At 38.4% G+C, this 16,687-nt stretch carries 13 protein-coding genes; 12 read left to right on the top strand and 1 reads right to left on the bottom strand.

Features of this window, described 5'->3' with window-relative positions; translation table 11 throughout:
- The first annotated feature begins 35 nt into the window (after positions 1–35).
- The gene (locus AC58QT_RS13585) at positions 36–2,246 is read left to right on the top strand and encodes a right-handed parallel beta-helix repeat-containing protein (RefSeq protein ID WP_497409433.1); all 2,211 of its coding nucleotides are present in this window, start codon (positions 36–38) and stop codon (positions 2,244–2,246) included.
- A 67-nt stretch (positions 2,247–2,313) separates the two neighbouring features.
- On the opposite strand, the gene AC58QT_RS13580 is transcribed toward AC58QT_RS13585, so the two are convergent.
- Positions 2,314–4,719: a right-handed parallel beta-helix repeat-containing protein gene (locus tag AC58QT_RS13580; protein ID WP_497409432.1), complete on the bottom strand. Its 2,406-nt coding sequence runs from the start codon at positions 4,717–4,719 to the stop codon at positions 2,314–2,316.
- A gap of 485 nt (positions 4,720–5,204) precedes the next feature.
- Between AC58QT_RS13580 and AC58QT_RS13575 the strand changes: the two genes are divergently transcribed.
- The 11 genes from AC58QT_RS13575 to AC58QT_RS13525 are packed head-to-tail and all read left to right on the top strand — an operon-like array spanning position 5,205 to position 16,682.
- The gene (locus tag AC58QT_RS13575) at positions 5,205–7,034 is read left to right on the top strand and encodes a polysaccharide biosynthesis protein (protein WP_497409720.1); all 1,830 of its coding nucleotides are present in this window, start codon (positions 5,205–5,207) and stop codon (positions 7,032–7,034) included.
- Between the two features lie 18 nt (positions 7,035–7,052).
- On the top strand, positions 7,053–7,931 hold the full coding sequence (gene galU, locus AC58QT_RS13570; protein ID WP_497409431.1) for a UTP--glucose-1-phosphate uridylyltransferase GalU: 879 nt from the start codon (positions 7,053–7,055) through the stop codon (positions 7,929–7,931).
- An 11-nt stretch (positions 7,932–7,942) separates the two neighbouring features.
- Entirely contained in the window at positions 7,943–9,109 is a 1,167-nt protein-coding gene (locus AC58QT_RS13565; protein WP_497409430.1) for a glycosyltransferase family 4 protein, read from the top strand.
- Positions 9,072–10,133, top strand: a complete 1,062-nt coding sequence (locus AC58QT_RS13560) for a glycosyltransferase (protein ID WP_497409429.1) — start codon at positions 9,072–9,074, stop codon at positions 10,131–10,133. The genes AC58QT_RS13565 and AC58QT_RS13560 overlap by 38 nt, the downstream gene beginning before the upstream one ends.
- 16 nt (positions 10,134–10,149) lie before the next feature.
- Entirely contained in the window at positions 10,150–10,992 is an 843-nt protein-coding gene (locus AC58QT_RS13555) for a glycosyltransferase (protein ID WP_497409428.1), read from the top strand.
- 31 nt (positions 10,993–11,023) lie between these two features.
- Positions 11,024–12,097, top strand: a complete 1,074-nt coding sequence (locus AC58QT_RS13550; RefSeq protein WP_497409427.1) for an EpsG family protein — start codon at positions 11,024–11,026, stop codon at positions 12,095–12,097.
- 25 nt (positions 12,098–12,122) lie between these two features.
- Positions 12,123–13,184, top strand: coding sequence for a UDP-glucose 4-epimerase GalE (gene galE / locus AC58QT_RS13545; protein ID WP_497409426.1), 1,062 nt, complete (start codon positions 12,123–12,125; stop codon positions 13,182–13,184).
- Positions 13,185–13,195: 11 nt separating this feature from the next.
- Positions 13,196–13,801, top strand: coding sequence for a sugar transferase (locus AC58QT_RS13540; protein ID WP_497409425.1), 606 nt, complete (start codon positions 13,196–13,198; stop codon positions 13,799–13,801).
- Positions 13,788–14,777, top strand: a complete 990-nt coding sequence (locus AC58QT_RS13535) for an ATP-grasp domain-containing protein (RefSeq protein ID WP_497409424.1) — start codon at positions 13,788–13,790, stop codon at positions 14,775–14,777. Before AC58QT_RS13540 ends, AC58QT_RS13535 begins: the two co-directional genes overlap by 14 nt.
- A complete protein-coding gene (locus AC58QT_RS13530; protein ID WP_497409423.1) occupies positions 14,767–15,456 on the top strand; it encodes an HAD family hydrolase in 690 nt (229 codons plus the stop codon). Before AC58QT_RS13535 ends, AC58QT_RS13530 begins: the two co-directional genes overlap by 11 nt.
- A 56-nt stretch (positions 15,457–15,512) precedes the next feature.
- Positions 15,513–16,682 carry a DegT/DnrJ/EryC1/StrS family aminotransferase gene (locus AC58QT_RS13525; RefSeq protein ID WP_497409422.1) on the top strand — a complete coding sequence of 390 codons (1,170 nt, stop codon included), beginning with the start codon at positions 15,513–15,515 and terminating at the stop codon, positions 16,680–16,682.
- Positions 16,683–16,687 lie beyond the last annotated feature (5 nt).

Here is a 16,687-nt window from a genome sequence, read left to right as displayed (position 1 = left end):
AATTCCCGTAGATATGAGAGGATTGATATTTGGTAATGTCTAAGTTAGTTTTACTTATTTACGTTTTGATGCTGTCCTTATTGCCAACGTGGTCTAGTAGTTCGAGTACAAGCGCTAATGCTAGCCCAAGTCCAAGTCCAACGGTTACTGCGAGTTCTAATACTGATTCGCCTTCTACTTCGGATACTCCGACAACAGGCCCTATTGAAGTACCTATGGGGAAGACATATGAACTTAATTTGTCCCAGTGGCAGATTTACAATGATAATACACATGCCCAAGAAACAACGGATGGATTAAATAAGGCTCTTATTTGGGCGCGTGAAGCGGGCTTTACTGTGTTTAAAGTACCCGCGGGAACGTATCTCATTGCTAAAGGTACCGATGGAACGTGGGATTCTCGTGGGCGAATTAATATGGTAAGCGACATGACTTTCTGGCTTGATGACAAGGCTGTTATTCAGAAGGAAACGAATGCCCATACGAATTATTCTACATTGCTAGTTGGCGTAGGAGTCCGAAATGTAAGAATAGTGGGGGGGACTTATCGCGGTGATAGAGATACACATGATTACTCAAGTGGAGGAACACATGAAGGAGGTTGTGGGATTGCAACCACGGGTGCTAGTAATGTAATTATAGATCGTGTTAAGACAATTAACTTTACTGGTGATGGTCTTTATGTAGCTGGGGGAAATGGATATATGAAGGACCTATATGAACCTGCTTTTGAGAAAGGCGGTATTAATGAGGAAGGGAATGTAGTGGAGAACGCGGAGGAAATTAGAACTAAACAAAGTTTGAAGATAACAGATCCATCTTTTGAACTAACAAATGCTCTAATTATAGATAACGGTATTCGTTTACCTAATAAGTTTGACATCTACTTTTATAAGGCTGATGATTCATTTCTCTCACGTGTATTGCAACTAAGTCAAGGGGAATACATACCTATTCCTAAAGGAAGTAGCTCGATACGACTTGTTTTTAGCGGAGTTGTTCAACCAGGCACATACTTAGAAATATGGAATAGAGTACAATCTTCAGATGTCATCGTGAAAAATTCTGAATCTGCGTTTAACCGTAGACAAGGATTGACCATTGGTGGTGGGAAGAATGTTATTGTACAAAATAGTACTTTCCATGATATTGGGGGGAAAGGCGGAACTGCACCCATGGCGGGAATAGATGTGGAAGGAGGAGTAGGTGACAATGGTTACATAAACGATAACATTACGATAAAAAATAATAAGTTTTATAAGAATAGTAGATATGATGTGATCTTCTACGATGGTCATAATGGCATTCTTGAAAATAATCATTTAGCTTCTGTTGGAGCTATTGGGCTAGCCGTTTCTGAGCCATTTACAGGGGCTACGATTACAAATAACAATTTTGAAGGTACTAGCATTTACGCGACACATGACGTTACTTTTAATGGAAATCAAATTAGTGACTCGCTAACGCATTTCGATGGACCTAATATTCTAATTAAAGGAATGACAGCAACGAATACAAATTTTTCGATTTCTAGCTCCATACCTTTTGGGGTAACTGCGTCGGATATTACCATTAATCTAACTAAAAGAACAGCTCATGGCGGATTATCGATATGGAAGAATCCTGTCCACTTGACAAATGTTACGATCAACGGGGCGCCTGCGTTACGAGCAGTTTCAGGTGGTAATGTCCCGGGTAATATATTCGATAACCTCTCTGTTATTGGTTATAATTCCACTTACGGATTAGATTTACCGCCAGGCACTTATAATAATTGCTCATTCAGCGGTCCTAATGACGGAGGAAAAGCAGGTCCTACTATTGTAAATCCCGGGAAGTACGTTTTTAATAAGTGCACAGTTACAGGTTATGGCGGAATTCAAGCAGGAAATGAGAATTTGGACCTCACCATCACAAACTCAACAATTTATACAAAGGGTAATGCTTCGGCTGTGTCCGTAGATAGTGCTCAGAACGTGATTATTGAGAATAATGAAATTATTGCGGAAGGAATTACAACAAGTTCAACTGAAATAATTAAAGTGAATGACTATTGGCAGAAAGAAAAGGCAAATGATATCGGATTTGTTCGAATAAAGAACAACTCTATTACAAGCAATATGGAAGCAATAGGAATTTCAACGATAAATGTTGGAACGGGAGCACCTGCTTTTGACATTTCAAGCAACAACTTAAAGAATGCCATACTAAAGTTGAAAGCAAACGATAGGGATTTAGCTAATTAGTAACATGGGTAAATGTACAAAAGGAAGAGTGACGTTGAATCACGCGGCTCTTCCTTTTGTTATTGCATTATAAGGTAATATTGTTAATTAAACGGGTGTTGGCGTTGACATCCGTAGTGACATTACTAAATATACAAGCAGCTATTGTCATTGATTTTTCACGAGAGAGCCAATGTAGGTTTATTTTTGTATTATCCAAATAACTATTGGTTATAACCGCTACGTTCGCACTGTCAGTTTTACCAATGCTTGCATTTATTAGTGTACTGCGATTATTGATTACGTTTCCATTGTAATTAACACCTACATTTTGAAATAAACAATTATCAATAAATAATTTTCTTGTGTAACGAATGTCATTAGAACCGAGAGCAATATCTCCACCGAGTATACTGGATTTGGCTCGAATGAAGGATCCGTTGTTTAAGTTCGTGGACTCGAAATTAGCTCCACCTTCAATTACGGTTATCCCGTCAATCGTATTTGGTCTTCCTGCATAGTTAGCTGGCGATCTAAGGTCGACTTCATAGTTTTTTACGGTAATGTTGCGGAGGACAGCTCCTGTGAGAAGTAATTGGAAATTAGGTGTGAGTGCATTATCAGCTCGCCAGTCCCTTTCAACCGTAATATTGGAGATATAGCACCTGCCATAATTAAATCTACTCACATTAAATCCTGCTATTCCAGCGTCAGTTATTTTAACGGGATTTCCATTTAAGGTTTCAGAAACTTGGAAGCTATTTGGTTTAATATTGACTGTATAATAAAGCTTATCTACACTAATTCCAGAAGGAATTTTCCCAACCCATTGCTCAAAAGTAATCTTCGCCCCGTTTCCTGCTCCATGAGCTGCAGCGAAGGTAAATGTGCCAGTTGCCACATCGACAGTAGGTGTTCCCCAATATCCGTAAACACTCGAACCATAGAACAGGCCATTGGTAATTTTACAATTGTTGATTACAGCGCCAGTAACATCTAGTATTTTGATATTCCCATTGTTACAGATGGCTCCGTTAACAAAATTGTCGCCTTTTACAATAAGTTCACAATTAATCATTGTATTATTTAAATACTTAACATACATATTATTGGGATTAGAGCTTATTGCACCTACATTATAACCTTCAAATGTATTATTTTCTAAAGTGACATTAATACCATCTACATTTACCAAATGCCCACGGCTATTGTTGTATATATAATTTTGATTAATATAAATTCGTGTATTTAATTCGAAGCCTGCTTGATTTAATTCAGGTCTCCATGTGGGAATGTTTGTTTCGGACCACATGGACTCGATGTCAATTCCAAACATAGGAGCTGTACCGTCTTCCGTTATACCATCATCTGCTCTACCAATATGGTGGATCTTATTGTTAGTAATCGTGATATCATTTGATCCAATAATTGAAATGCCTTGCCTTCTACAATGATGCAAACTGCAGTCAAGGATGGATATAAATGATCCCATTTGCTCTTGTTTATAATCCGCAGGATTATCTTTATATTCTAGCCAAGTGGTTGCTATTGCATCACCAGTACAATTGCTAATATCAATATTTTCTAATCGTATGTGGTTTGCACCCAAGAGACAAATCCCACTACCCCATTCATGTGTGTAGTACTGAGAATCTAATTTGGCAGTAATTTGGCCAATCTGAACATCCGTCAGTGGGGATGCAGTAATGTCGATTGCAAAAATCATTTTGTTAGCGTTGGCAATATCAGCAAACCAACCTCTTCCAGTTGGCGCAGCTGGTGCAAATTGCCCATTCGTACGCGAACCAGCCAATGTCGAGTTAGAAATCGTATCTTTGTACTGAAAGAAACTATAATTCGTGTTTGTTATTCCAGTAATCGTCCATAATCGGAACATTTTAAGTAAACCAGGATTTTTGTACCGATCAATGATTTCACTACGGATCCAATTTGGATTCGAATTTAATGAACCATCTGGATTAATGCCACCACGAACAAATTTTATACCTAACTGATAAATATGTGTTTTCTTATCACCCACAATCATTCCACCTGAAATCGTAGCATCATTAACACCTTTTAAATAAAAAATTTCGTACCAAGGTGAGGAATTCGTTTCCAATTGTAGAATGCAACCATCAACCATTTCGAAGTGCATATTGCTTTGCATGGTAATGCAGGCGAATGTGGTGTTGTCCATTTTTAATGCATAGGTGCCTCTTGACAAAATGCAGTGTGTGATGCCTTGGGATTTAGCCCAAGCGATTGAATCATTGATGCCTTTAGTCGTTGCAGCTGAATTCGTTCCATCATTCTTAATCGACCATTTGGCTAGGTCAATCACATAGGAAGCAGAGGCACTAGTAGTCGGGCTAACGGGTTGTTTTGGAACCCAGCTGGATTGAACACTGTCATAAGTTAGAACATCATTTTGAGCTGGTAGTTTGGTCGTTACATTAATATCATCTAAATCACCAAGATTTGCATGAATCATACTATCTCACCTTTCTTTCTAGTTATTTTGTCGCATAGATTAGTTTATGTAATACTAGTTAAATACGATAAGGATGAAAGACTAGGTGCCAATAGTTTATTTTGGTATTGACACGTTCTTTATAAAGAACTACAATGAAGGTAATTTAATCAAACCATTTTTCAGTTTATTTTTTTTAGTTTGAATGTTCTTTATAAAGAATATTTATTGAGTAAACGTTCTCTATACAAAGTAAAAGGCAGAGATACACGTCCTCGTTCTTTATAAAGAACGAGGGGGAGGGCGAACGGCTCTCTCGGTAATGCCTCCTTACCGTTATCAACGGAGGCACTCGATCATGCTGTGGGTTTATAGGACCTTAGACGCGAGTCGTCAAGAGTGTGGTGCGAGGTGGGGTTAGATGCCCTATTGATTAAAGGGTTTAATTATAAGGTCTTTTTTTAAAGGCCCTATACTTAAGAACTTTAAAGAAAGGGTGGATTTATCTGTCATATAGCCAACGATTGTCACTTTTAATTATAGCGGACTCCTTTATTGTACTAACCTCTATTTTTTTTAGTCGATTTTTATTAAGCGCAGATCTACGGGTCATTACGTTGCCATTAGTTGTAAGTGCGATTGCCCTATTAGTAAGTCACCATGTATTTTCACTACGGTATAAACTGTATAAAAAAGCATGGGAATACGCGAGTATTGGAGAGTTGCTAATTGTTCTGAAGGCAGTTTCGTTTTCTATTATTGCCGCTGCATGCGTTCAACAGTTTGTTGTCCAAGATATTTACTTTCGGTTACTCGCTGTTACATGGATGCTACATATATTGTTAATCGGCGGCTCTCGCTTCTGTTGGAGATTACTGCGAGGAACTTTGATTAAGAAGACGGAGAATAAGAAGCGTACTTTAATCATTGGCGCTGGATCAGCTGGTACGATGGTAGCCAGACAACTAATAAAAAATAGCGATACAGAACTGCTTCCAGTGGCATTTATTGATGACAATGTACGTATCCACAATCTAGATGTTATGGGGATCCCGGTTATTGGCGGTATAAGTCAAATTGAGAAGACCGTTGCTGAACTTGGTATTGATAGCATTATTATTGCCATTCCTTCCTTAGGCAGGAAAGAACTGAATGCCATTTTCCAAGAATGCGCCAAAACGACAGCCAAAACACAAACCCTGCCCATGTTAGAGGATCTTGTAACAGGTAAGCTTTCGGTCAATCAATTCATGGATGTTCATGTTGAAGATTTATTGGGTAGGGAGCCGATTGAGCTCGATATTGCCAGTATTTCTGAGTTTGTTACCCACAAAGTGGTACTGGTAACCGGTGCAGGAGGATCCATTGGTTCTGAAATCTGCCGTCAGGTTTCTAAATTCCAGCCTAGCAAGCTCATCTTACTAGGGCACGGAGAGAACAGTATTTATTCCATCGAAATGGAATTGAAGGACATTGTTGAATATGACCAAACGGAATTCATTACAGAAATTGCTGATATTCAAGACGCACGTAAAATGATGGCTGTTATGAATCGACACCGTCCTGATGTCGTCTACCATGCAGCAGCTCATAAGCATGTCCCGCTGATGGAACGCAATCCCGAAGAAGCGGTTAAGAATAACGTGATCGGCACAATGAACGTTGCTATTGCAGCAAGTAACTATGACGTTAATACCTTCGTTATGATCTCTACGGACAAAGCCGTGAATCCAACGAGTGTGATGGGGGCGACGAAACGAATGGCCGAAATGATTATTCAAGACATGGATAAAAGCAGTAATACGAAGTTCGTAGCCGTTCGATTCGGCAATGTCTTGGGAAGCAGAGGCAGTGTCATTCCAAGGTTCAAGCATCAAATTGAAAAAGGTGGTCCCGTATCGGTTACCCATCCAGATATGATTCGTTACTTTATGACGATCCCGGAAGCTTCTCGACTCGTTATGCAAGCTGGCGCATTAGCGAGAGGTGGAGAAATATTTGTTCTTGATATGGGGGAACCTGTGAAAATCGTTGATCTAGCTAGAAATCTAATCAAGCTTTCAGGTAACTCTGTGGAAGATATCGGTATTGAATTTACCGGAATGAGGCCAGGAGAGAAGCTTTATGAAGAGCTACTGAAAGCTGATGAAATCGAAGAACAGCAAGTATATCCAAAGATTTATATCGGTAAGACGGCAGATTTATTCATGGATGAAATCAAAGAGACCATATCCATTTACAACACATTAGATAAAGATAGCCTAAGAGAGCATTTGCTTCATATTGGAAATAGCAATGTTCTTCTACTGTCCAAGAAACTATCATCTGTAGGCTAAAAAAAGGAGCAATTACTTATGAAAGTAAGAAAAGCAATTATTCCAGCAGCTGGTCTGGGGACAAGATTCTTACCTGCAACGAAAGCAATGCCGAAGGAAATGCTCCCCATTGTTGATAAACCGACAATTCAATATATTGTGGAGGAAGCCATTGAGTCGGGCATAGAAGATATTATTATTGTGACGGGTAAGGGGAAAAGAGCGATCGAAGATCATTTTGATAATTCCTTCGAGCTTGAGCAAAATTTATTAGAAAAGCAGAAGTTCGAGCTGCTATCGGAAGTGAAGAAGTCTTCTAATGTAGATATTCATTATATTCGCCAGAAGGAGCCGAAGGGCTTAGGGCATGCGATCTGGTGTGCACGTAAATTTATTGGCAATGAGCCATTCGCCGTATTGCTGGGGGATGACATTGTTCGAGCGGATAAGAAGCCTTGCTTGCAGCAATTGATGGAACAATATGAATACCACGACGCGTCGATTATTGGCGTAAAGCATGTACCTGACGAAGAGGTATCCCGATACGGGATTGTCGATGGCTTTGAATTAGAGAACCGCCTACACAGCGTCAATCATCTTGTCGAGAAACCGCTCAAAGAGTTAGCTCCCTCCAATTTAGCAATCATGGGGCGCTATATTCTAACACCAATGATTTTCGAGATACTTAATAATCAGCAGCCAGGCGCTGGAGGCGAGATCCAGCTTACCGATGCGATAGCACAACTCAATCGGATTGAATCGGTTTATGCGTACGAATTTGAAGGTACCCGCTATGATGTTGGGGAGAAAATGGGCTTCATTCAAACAACAATCGAATATGCGTTGCAACGTAAAGATCTAAGATACGGTCTATTGAAATATCTATCCGAACTTATGGAAAAAGAATTAATTAAATAGGTGATGCCATGATGTCTAGAAAAGTACTGTTTTGTGCCACGGTGGATTATCACTTTAGGGCTTTTCACCTCCCTTACTTGAAATGGTTCAAGGATCAGGGTTTCGAGGTTCATGTTGCTGCGACTGGGAACATAGAGCTTCCATATGTAGATATGAAGTTTGATATCCCTATTCAGAGATCGCCTCTTAATTTCCAAAATGTGAAAGCGTATGGTCAACTTAAATCCATCATAGATAAAAACGACTATAATATTATTCATTGTCATACCCCAATGGGGGGAATGCTTACACGATTAGCAGCGAGAAGTGCGCGGAAGCGTGGAACAAAAGTGATATACACAGCGCATGGGTTCCATTTTTGCAAAGGAGCTCCACTCCTGAACTGGTTGGTTTATTACCCTATTGAGAAGTTTTTTTCGATTTTTACGGATTGTCTCATAACCATAAATGAGGAAGATTTCGCTTTAGCAGTAAAACGTCGGTTTAATGCCAAGAGAATTGAGCATGTTCATGGCGTTGGGGTTAACACTGAGCAGTTTCAAATGATTACCGACTTTCACAAACAAGAACTGAGAAAAAGTTTTGATTATGCATCAGATGATTTTCTGTTGTTCTATGCAGCTGAATTTAATGCCAACAAAAATCAGCAACTCCTCATTCACGCAATGGCTTTACTTAAGGATCAGATACCCCATGCAAAGCTGTTATTGGCTGGAAGTGGGCCGCTAAAGCAAAGCTGCCGTGATCTTGCAGTTCGTCTTGGTATTGAAAATATGGTGGATTTTCTTGGATATAGAAATGATATCTCCAAGTTATTACCACTATGTGACGTGGCTGTTGCTTCAAGTCTTCGTGAGGGTTTACCAGTCAATATTATGGAGGCTATGGCTTGCGGTTTGCCGATTGTAGCTAGTGAAAATAGGGGACATGCAGAGCTTGTAAAAAATGGAATAAATGGATATATCATTACTGGGCAAAAGAGTGATCAGTTTGCGTTAAGGTTGATCCAACTCTATCAGGTTGAGAAACTCCGACAAGAATTTGGGATTGCGAGTGTTCAGAGGGTAAAAAGATACTCAATTGATCAGGTTGGAACAGAACTCGTTGGAATATATACAAATTACTTTTTGGGGGATAAGGATGAAACCAAAGGTAAGTATAGTAGTGCCTATATATAATGTTGAAAGTTACTTAGGTAGATGTTTAGATAGTATATTATCTCAAACATTACAGGAAATTGAAGTCATAGCGATAAATGATGGTTCAACCGATACAAGCGGCGCAATTCTCGATCAATATGCTAGCAAAGATCCTCGCATTGTAGTAATTCATAAGGAAAATGGCGGAGTTTCTGCAGCTCGCAATGATGGAATTCAGCTGGTAAAAGGGGAGTATATTGGTTTTGTTGATCCAGATGATTGGATTAATTTTGAGATGTATGGAGCATTATATCGTTCCGCAATAGAAGAAAAAGCTGATATTGTAATGTGCACGTACATGCGAGAATTTGGAACTCACTCCAAGGAAAAGAAATTTAATCTTCCAGATAAAGTCTGCTATCGTAACCAAGAAATTCGTTCAAATGTATTAAGACGTTTAATAGGACCCATTAAGGAAGAAATGGCAAATCCAGAGTACTTGGATGCATGGGGAACTGTGTGGTCCAAATTGTATCGAACTGAAATCATTAAGAAAAATAACCTGGCATTTGTCGATCTTAGTGTTGTGGGTACCAACGAAGACTCGTTGTTTAATATCCATACCTGTTATTATGCTAATGTATTTGTTCTACTGAATAAGCCATTTTATCATTACTGGCGAGTGAATACGACATCATTAACATCCGGTTACAAGCCCGAATTACATAACAAATGGTTTAAGCTTTATGGTTTTATGGAGAATTTCATAAAGGAGAAAGAACTGCCGCGTGAATTCTATGAAGCTTTAAATAATCGTATTTGTCTTAATATGTTGGGACTTGGCTTAAATACGATAAGTAACTCAGAATCTTCATTTTTAAAAATAAGTAGATTAAGTACAATTCTAAATGATAGTCGTATGAAACGTTCCTTTAAACAATTTGAGACAGTTTATTGCTCATTTGTTTGGAGAACGTTTTATTTTTGCGCTAAGTTTAGGCAAGCGATTGGACTATATGTAATGCTGGTAACCATTAATAGGCTTAGAAGAATGATTAGATAGGAAATATGTTAGGGAGATGGATGCAGTGAAACCTGAAGTTTCAGTTATTATGGGTATATATAATTGCGAAGATACGCTAACTCAAAGTATTGATTCTATTCTTTCGCAATCGTATGAAAATTGGAAGTTAATTATGTGTGATGATGCATCGACGGATAATACCTATCAAATAGCAAATTCATATGCTCTAAAGCACCCAGGGAAAATCAAGTTAATTCAAAATAAACAGAATATGAGACTGGCAGGAACACTGAATCATTGTTTGAGGTACGTGACGGGTAAATATGTCGCCAGAATGGATGGGGATGATATTTCGTTGCCAGACAGATTTGAGAAACAGGTTAATTTTCTAGAACTTAACCCACAATGGCATGTCGTTGGAACTGGTATGCTAGCATTTGATGAAAAGGGCATAAGGGGACTAAGAATGCCTGAGCCTGAACCACAACCTAATATTCTTATTAAAATGACTCCTTTCTGTCACGCTACTATCATGATGAGAGCAGACGTGTATAGAGCCCTTGATGGATATCGAGTTTGTCGGCAAACACGACGTATGGAAGATTTGGATCTATGGCTAAGATTTTTTGAAAAGGGATATAGTGGATACAACATACAAGAAGCACTTTATAAGGTACGTGAAGATGGCAATGCATTAAGCCGTCGCCGACTTACTTATTCGCTAGATGCAGCAATATTAGTTTATAAAGCTTGTCGACAATTAAAGTTGCCATTAATGAGTTATTTATTTGTATTAAAGCCGATCATCGCTAGCCTCATTCCGAACAGTCTCATGAACTTGTATCATAAAAGGCAACTGAGAAGAAAACAGCCCGATGTTGCATATGGAGATACATAGATGACAAAGTTGTAATTGGAAGGAACTTCTTATGCAAATATTATGGATTAATCTAGCTATTGTTTATATTGCATCTTATTTTTCCAGACGTACAGCCAAACCAATCTCAATTGGTTATGGTTTGCAATGGATGAAGCCTAATCAATGGTTGACCGCTTTAGTAATGGTAACATTTGTACTGATTGCAGGACTTCGTAATAACATCGGCGATACCGTTTTTTATATCCACTCTTATAGGTTGAATAGCTTTACCTGGGAAGAAGTTAAAGCTGAGAAAGATATTGGCTTTGGCATCTTACAAATGATATTGAAGTCAATATCAGATAATCCGCAATTATTAATTTTTATTACAGCCTTAGTTACTAATGTATTTATTGTATACGTCTTATACAAGTATTCTAACCTGTTTGAATTATCCGTCTATATCTACATAACATCAGGTCTCTATATTGTATCGATGAATGGTGTTAGGCAATTTCTAGCTTCAGCAATTGTATTCATTGCTACAAAATATCTATTTGAAGGAAGCTGGAAGAAATATTTTCTTATCGTTGGCTTTGCCTCTCTTTTTCATGGCAGCGCGATGATATTAATTCCAATTTACTTCATTGTCCGAAGAAGAGCCTGGACGTCTTCCACGCTTGTACTCATCGTAGCTTCTATCATCTTAATTCTAGGGTATAACGTGATTTCGAATGTCATATTCTCTGCTATTTCAAGTACACAATACGGTGAGTACCAGAATTTCCAAGAGGGCGGAGCTAATGTCATTAGAGTTGTAATTAGTGCGGTGCCGCTAGTATTCGCTTATTTAGGCAGAGATAAGCTTAGAGAGGTATTTCCACAAAGTGATTTTGTCGTTAACATGTCTATATTGAATTTTATAGTCATGGCAGTTGCTACACAAAATTGGATTTTCGCTAGGTTTACAATCTATTTTGGCTTATACAACGTACTTCTTATGTCATGGGTAATATGCTTATTTGCTAAAAAACATCAGAAATTTGTCTATTATACAGTCATCTGCTTCTATTTAGTCTACTTTTACTATGAGAATGTCGTGACCTTAAATATTATTTACAAAAGTGATTTTCTAAAATTCTAAGTATTAAGTGGGAGGGAATACCTAGATGGCCATTCTCGTAACCGGAGGCGCCGGTTATATCGGCAGTCATACCTGCTTGGAACTATTAAATGCAGGACATGAGGTAATTGTTGTTGATAATTTAAGCAATAGCAGCATTGAATCATTAAAAAGAGTAAGTGAGCTCACTGGGAAGACAATCAAATTTTATCAAGTGGATTTATTACAAAAGGAAAAACTCGAAACCGTGTTTGAACAAAATAATATTGAAGCCGTTATTCATTTTGCAGGGCTTAAAGCAGTAGGGGAATCCGTTGAGATTCCTCTTTTTTATTATCATAATAACATTGGCGGAACCATTATATTATGTGAAGTGATGAAGAAATATGGGATAAAGAGCATGGTATTCAGTTCTTCTGCAACCGTCTATGGAATGTCTGAACTTACTCCAATTACGGAGAACTCCCCATTAAGTGCGACCAACCCTTATGGACGCAGTAAACTCATCATTGAAGAAATATTAAATGATTTATATGTCTCTGATAATAGTTGGAGTATTGCGCTCCTGAGGTATTTTAACCCTATTGGAGCACACAAAAGCGGGCGAATTGGTGAAGATCCAAACGGTGTGCCAAATAATCTAATGCCTTACATTTCTCAAGTAGCTGTTGGGAGACTACAAGAACTTAGTGTTTATGGAAGTGATTATTTAACTATGGATGGTACAGGAGTAAGGGATTATATCCATGTTGAAGATCTGGCTCGTGGACATTTAAAAGCGTTAAAGAAGATAATGGCAGACTCAGGCGTGGAAGCTTATAACCTAGGGACTGGTCACGGTTATAGTGTACTCGAAATGGTTTCTGCTTTTGAACGTGTTACGGGTAAGTTCGTGCCATATAAGATAAAAGAACGAAGACCAGGCGATATAGGGATTTGTTATTCGGATCCAACGAAAGCCGAGCGGGAATTAGGATGGGTTGCTGAAAAAGGAATAGAAGAGATGTGCCTCGATGCGTGGCGTTGGCAGTCAAATAATCCGAATGGTTATCAGGAACTGTCGAACACTTCGATTGAATTCGAAAATCCAAGACTCATTGTGATGTAGGAGAAGATTCTATGAAGCGTTTATTTGATTTATTTGTTGCTGTAACTATGCTTATATTGTTTCTTCCGATTATCGGAGTTGTTGCCATCCTAGTGAGAGTGAAGTTGGGATCGCCAATTATTTTTAAACAGACGAGGCCAGGATTACATATCAAACCTATTCAAATATTAAAGTTTCGTACAATGACAGATGCCATAGACATGGATGGAAGACCATTACCAGATTCGATTCGATTAACGCCTTTCGGTGAGTTCCTTCGAAAATATAGTTTAGATGAATTACTTCAATTAATTAATGTGATAAAAGGTGATTTGAGTTTAGTGGGACCTCGACCACTTTTAGAAGAGTATCTGCCATTATACACTGTAGAACAAGCCAAGAGGCATAATGTTAGACCTGGAATTACAGGTTGGGCGCAGGTAAATGGTAGAAATGCGATCTCTTGGGAAGAAAAATTTAATCTAGATGTATGGTACGTCGAAAATCGAAGCTTTCTCCTTGATTTAAAAATATTAGTTTTAACTTTTAGCAAAGTACTGAGATCAGAAGGAATTCAAAACGGCAAACATGCAACAATGCCAATATTTGAAGGGAGCATGAAAAATGTTAAACAGTAAGATGAATATTTTGTTTACGAGCTCGGGTAGAAGACTATCCTTATTGCAACAATTTAAGAAGACGTTCGTTCAATTTGGTGTTAATGGAAACATAATTACGGCTGATTTGAGGCTTACGGCACCTACCGCTTTTATTAGTGATAAGCATTATATTGTACCGAGAGTTACCGATCCTAACTATATGGGGAGATTAAAAGAAATTTGTCGAGAAGAAAAAATCGATATTATTATTCCTCTAATAGATACAGAATTAATGGTGTTATCGGAAAATCAAAAAGGGTTTGAAGAGATTGGTGTTAAGTTACTTGTCTCAAGTAAAGAACTGAACGAACTGGCAGGCGATAAAATAAAAACATATCAATTTTTTCAAGAGAGAAATATTTCAACGCCTAAAGTTTTCACTGAAGATGAAATTACTAATAAACAATATCAATTTCCGTTATTAGTAAAGCCTCTCGATGGAAGTTCGAGCGTTGGCGTTACCAAAATTAATAATGAAAAAGAATTACTGTTTTTTAAGGATTACATTCCGAATGCCATGATTCAAGAATATGTTTCTGGAACTGAATATACAGTTGATGTGATGCTCGATTTTAACGGGAATATCCGTACTGTCGTTCCAAGATTGCGAATTGAAACTAGAGCTGGAGAAGTAAGTAAAGGAGTAACGAAGAAAGATAATGACATTATTGCTGCAGTCCAACGCGTAGTGAATTTATTACCAGGTCCAGTGGGATGTATTACCTTACAATGCTTTAAAAAGAATGATGGAGAGATTACCTTTATAGAAATAAATCCTCGCTTTGGCGGGGGGATCCCACTTTCTATAGAGGCAGGAGCGAATTTCCCATTGTGGGTTCTTCAAATGTGCAACGGAGAGAAATTTACTGAAGGGGATTATTCTTGGAGAGAAAATTTGACGATGCTTAGATATGATGATGCCATATTTACGGAGAGTATTCAACATGACCTGTAATGCCTTGGTATTCGATATGGATGATACATTATATGATGAAAAACATTATGTGAGCAGCGGATTTGCATCGATTGATAAATATTTGAGCAATACGTATAATTTGTTTGGTTTTTATGCAACAGCAATGGAGATATTTAATTCAGGTGAAAGAAATTTAATTATTAATAAAACATTACTCAAGCTCAAGATCGTTTATGATGATTCGACGATTAAAGAGATGGTAGAGGTTTATCGTTCTCATAAACCAGATATTGAGTTATCCACGGATGCCAGTTGGATCCTTAATAAGGTGAGGGAAACCGTGAAAATTGGTTTAATTTCAGATGGTTACTTAGTTTCGCAGGAAAAGAAAGTTGAAGCACTTAAGCTCCACAAAAAATTTCACTCCGTTATTCTTACTGATAAATTAGGTAGGGAAAATTGGAAGCCTAGTCGGGTTCCTTACGAACAAGCAAGTCAGGAATTAGGTGTCCCACATAGTCAATGTGTGTACATAGGGGATAATGTTAGTAAAGATTTTTATGCAGCCAAGAAACTTGGATGGACAACGATTCAAATTGATCGTAAAGATGGTATATATGCCGGCCTATCTGCAGAAGAGGAATTTTCGGCTCATTATAAAATTGATAATTTAAAAAGTCTCATGGAATTACCTATACTCCAACATATGTTTTCTTAGCGTGCTAAATAGCACTTTTTTGTTATTATTCTAAGGGAAAAGGGTGTTTAAATATCATGTTCACCAATAAAAAAAGAATCTATCTCTCTCCCCCACATATGAGTGGCAATGAAATGGCGTATATCCAGGACGCATTTGATACAAATTGGATCGCTCCTCTTGGCCCTCATGTTGATGCTTTCGAGAAAGAGATTGCAAGCTATGTCGGCCTTGCTGATGCGGCAGCAGTGAGTTCGGGAACAGCGGCTATTCATTTAGCATTGCGACTATTGGATGTTACCGAAGGGGATACTGTCTTTTGTTCAAGTCTAACGTTTGTTGCTAGCGCTAATCCAATTGTTTATTTAGGAGCAACGCCTGTATTCATTGATTCAGAGCCAGAAACATGGAACATGTCTCCACAAGCATTAGAACGTGCATTGTATGAAGCAGCGGGTAATGGGAAATTGCCTAAAGCAATCATTGTCGTAAATCTATATGGTCAAAGTGCCAAAATGGATGAAATCGTTGCCTTATGTGAATTATTTCATGTCCCCATTATTGAAGACGCGGCAGAATCCTTAGGATCGACCTATAAAGGAAGAGCAAGCGGTTCTTTTGGAAAGTATGGCGTCTATTCCTTCAATGGGAATAAAATTATTTCTACTTCAGGCGGAGGCATGTTGGTTTCAAATGATGGGGATGGGCTGAATAAAGCACGCTTTCTAGCTACACAAGCACGAGATTATGCCTTACATTATCAACATAGTCAGATGGGTTACAACTATCGAATGAGTAATATATTAGCGGGAGTTGGCCGTGCCCAGCTCGCAGTTTTAGAAGAAAGAGTTGCTGCTAGACGCGTTGTATTTGAACGATATTATCACGCTTTAGCCCATTTGCCAGGCATTCAATTTATGCCGGAGTTACCGAATACAAGGTCGAATCGTTGGTTGACCGCGTTGACTGTCGATGCAAAAGAAGCCGGCGTATCCGTGGAGACACTAATAGAACTTCTAGCGGAAGAGAATATTGAGGCTCGTCTCGTTTGGAAGCCGCTGCACATGCAGCCTCTTTTTGAAGGGATTGCCTATTATCCGCATAGTGAGAACGACAATGTTTCAGAGCGATTATTCCAATCAGGCTTATGCCTTCCTTCAGGTTCAAGTATGTCGGAAGATGAGCAAGAGCGCGTTATTACATGTATTCAGAAATCTATAGTTAAAGCTAAGAGTATCAGTGCGTAACTAAA

Source organism: Paenibacillus sp. J31R109 (genome assembly GCF_059692055.1).
Note: the sequence above shows the minus strand (reverse complement) of the source record. Positions and strands in the feature narration are given on the sequence as shown.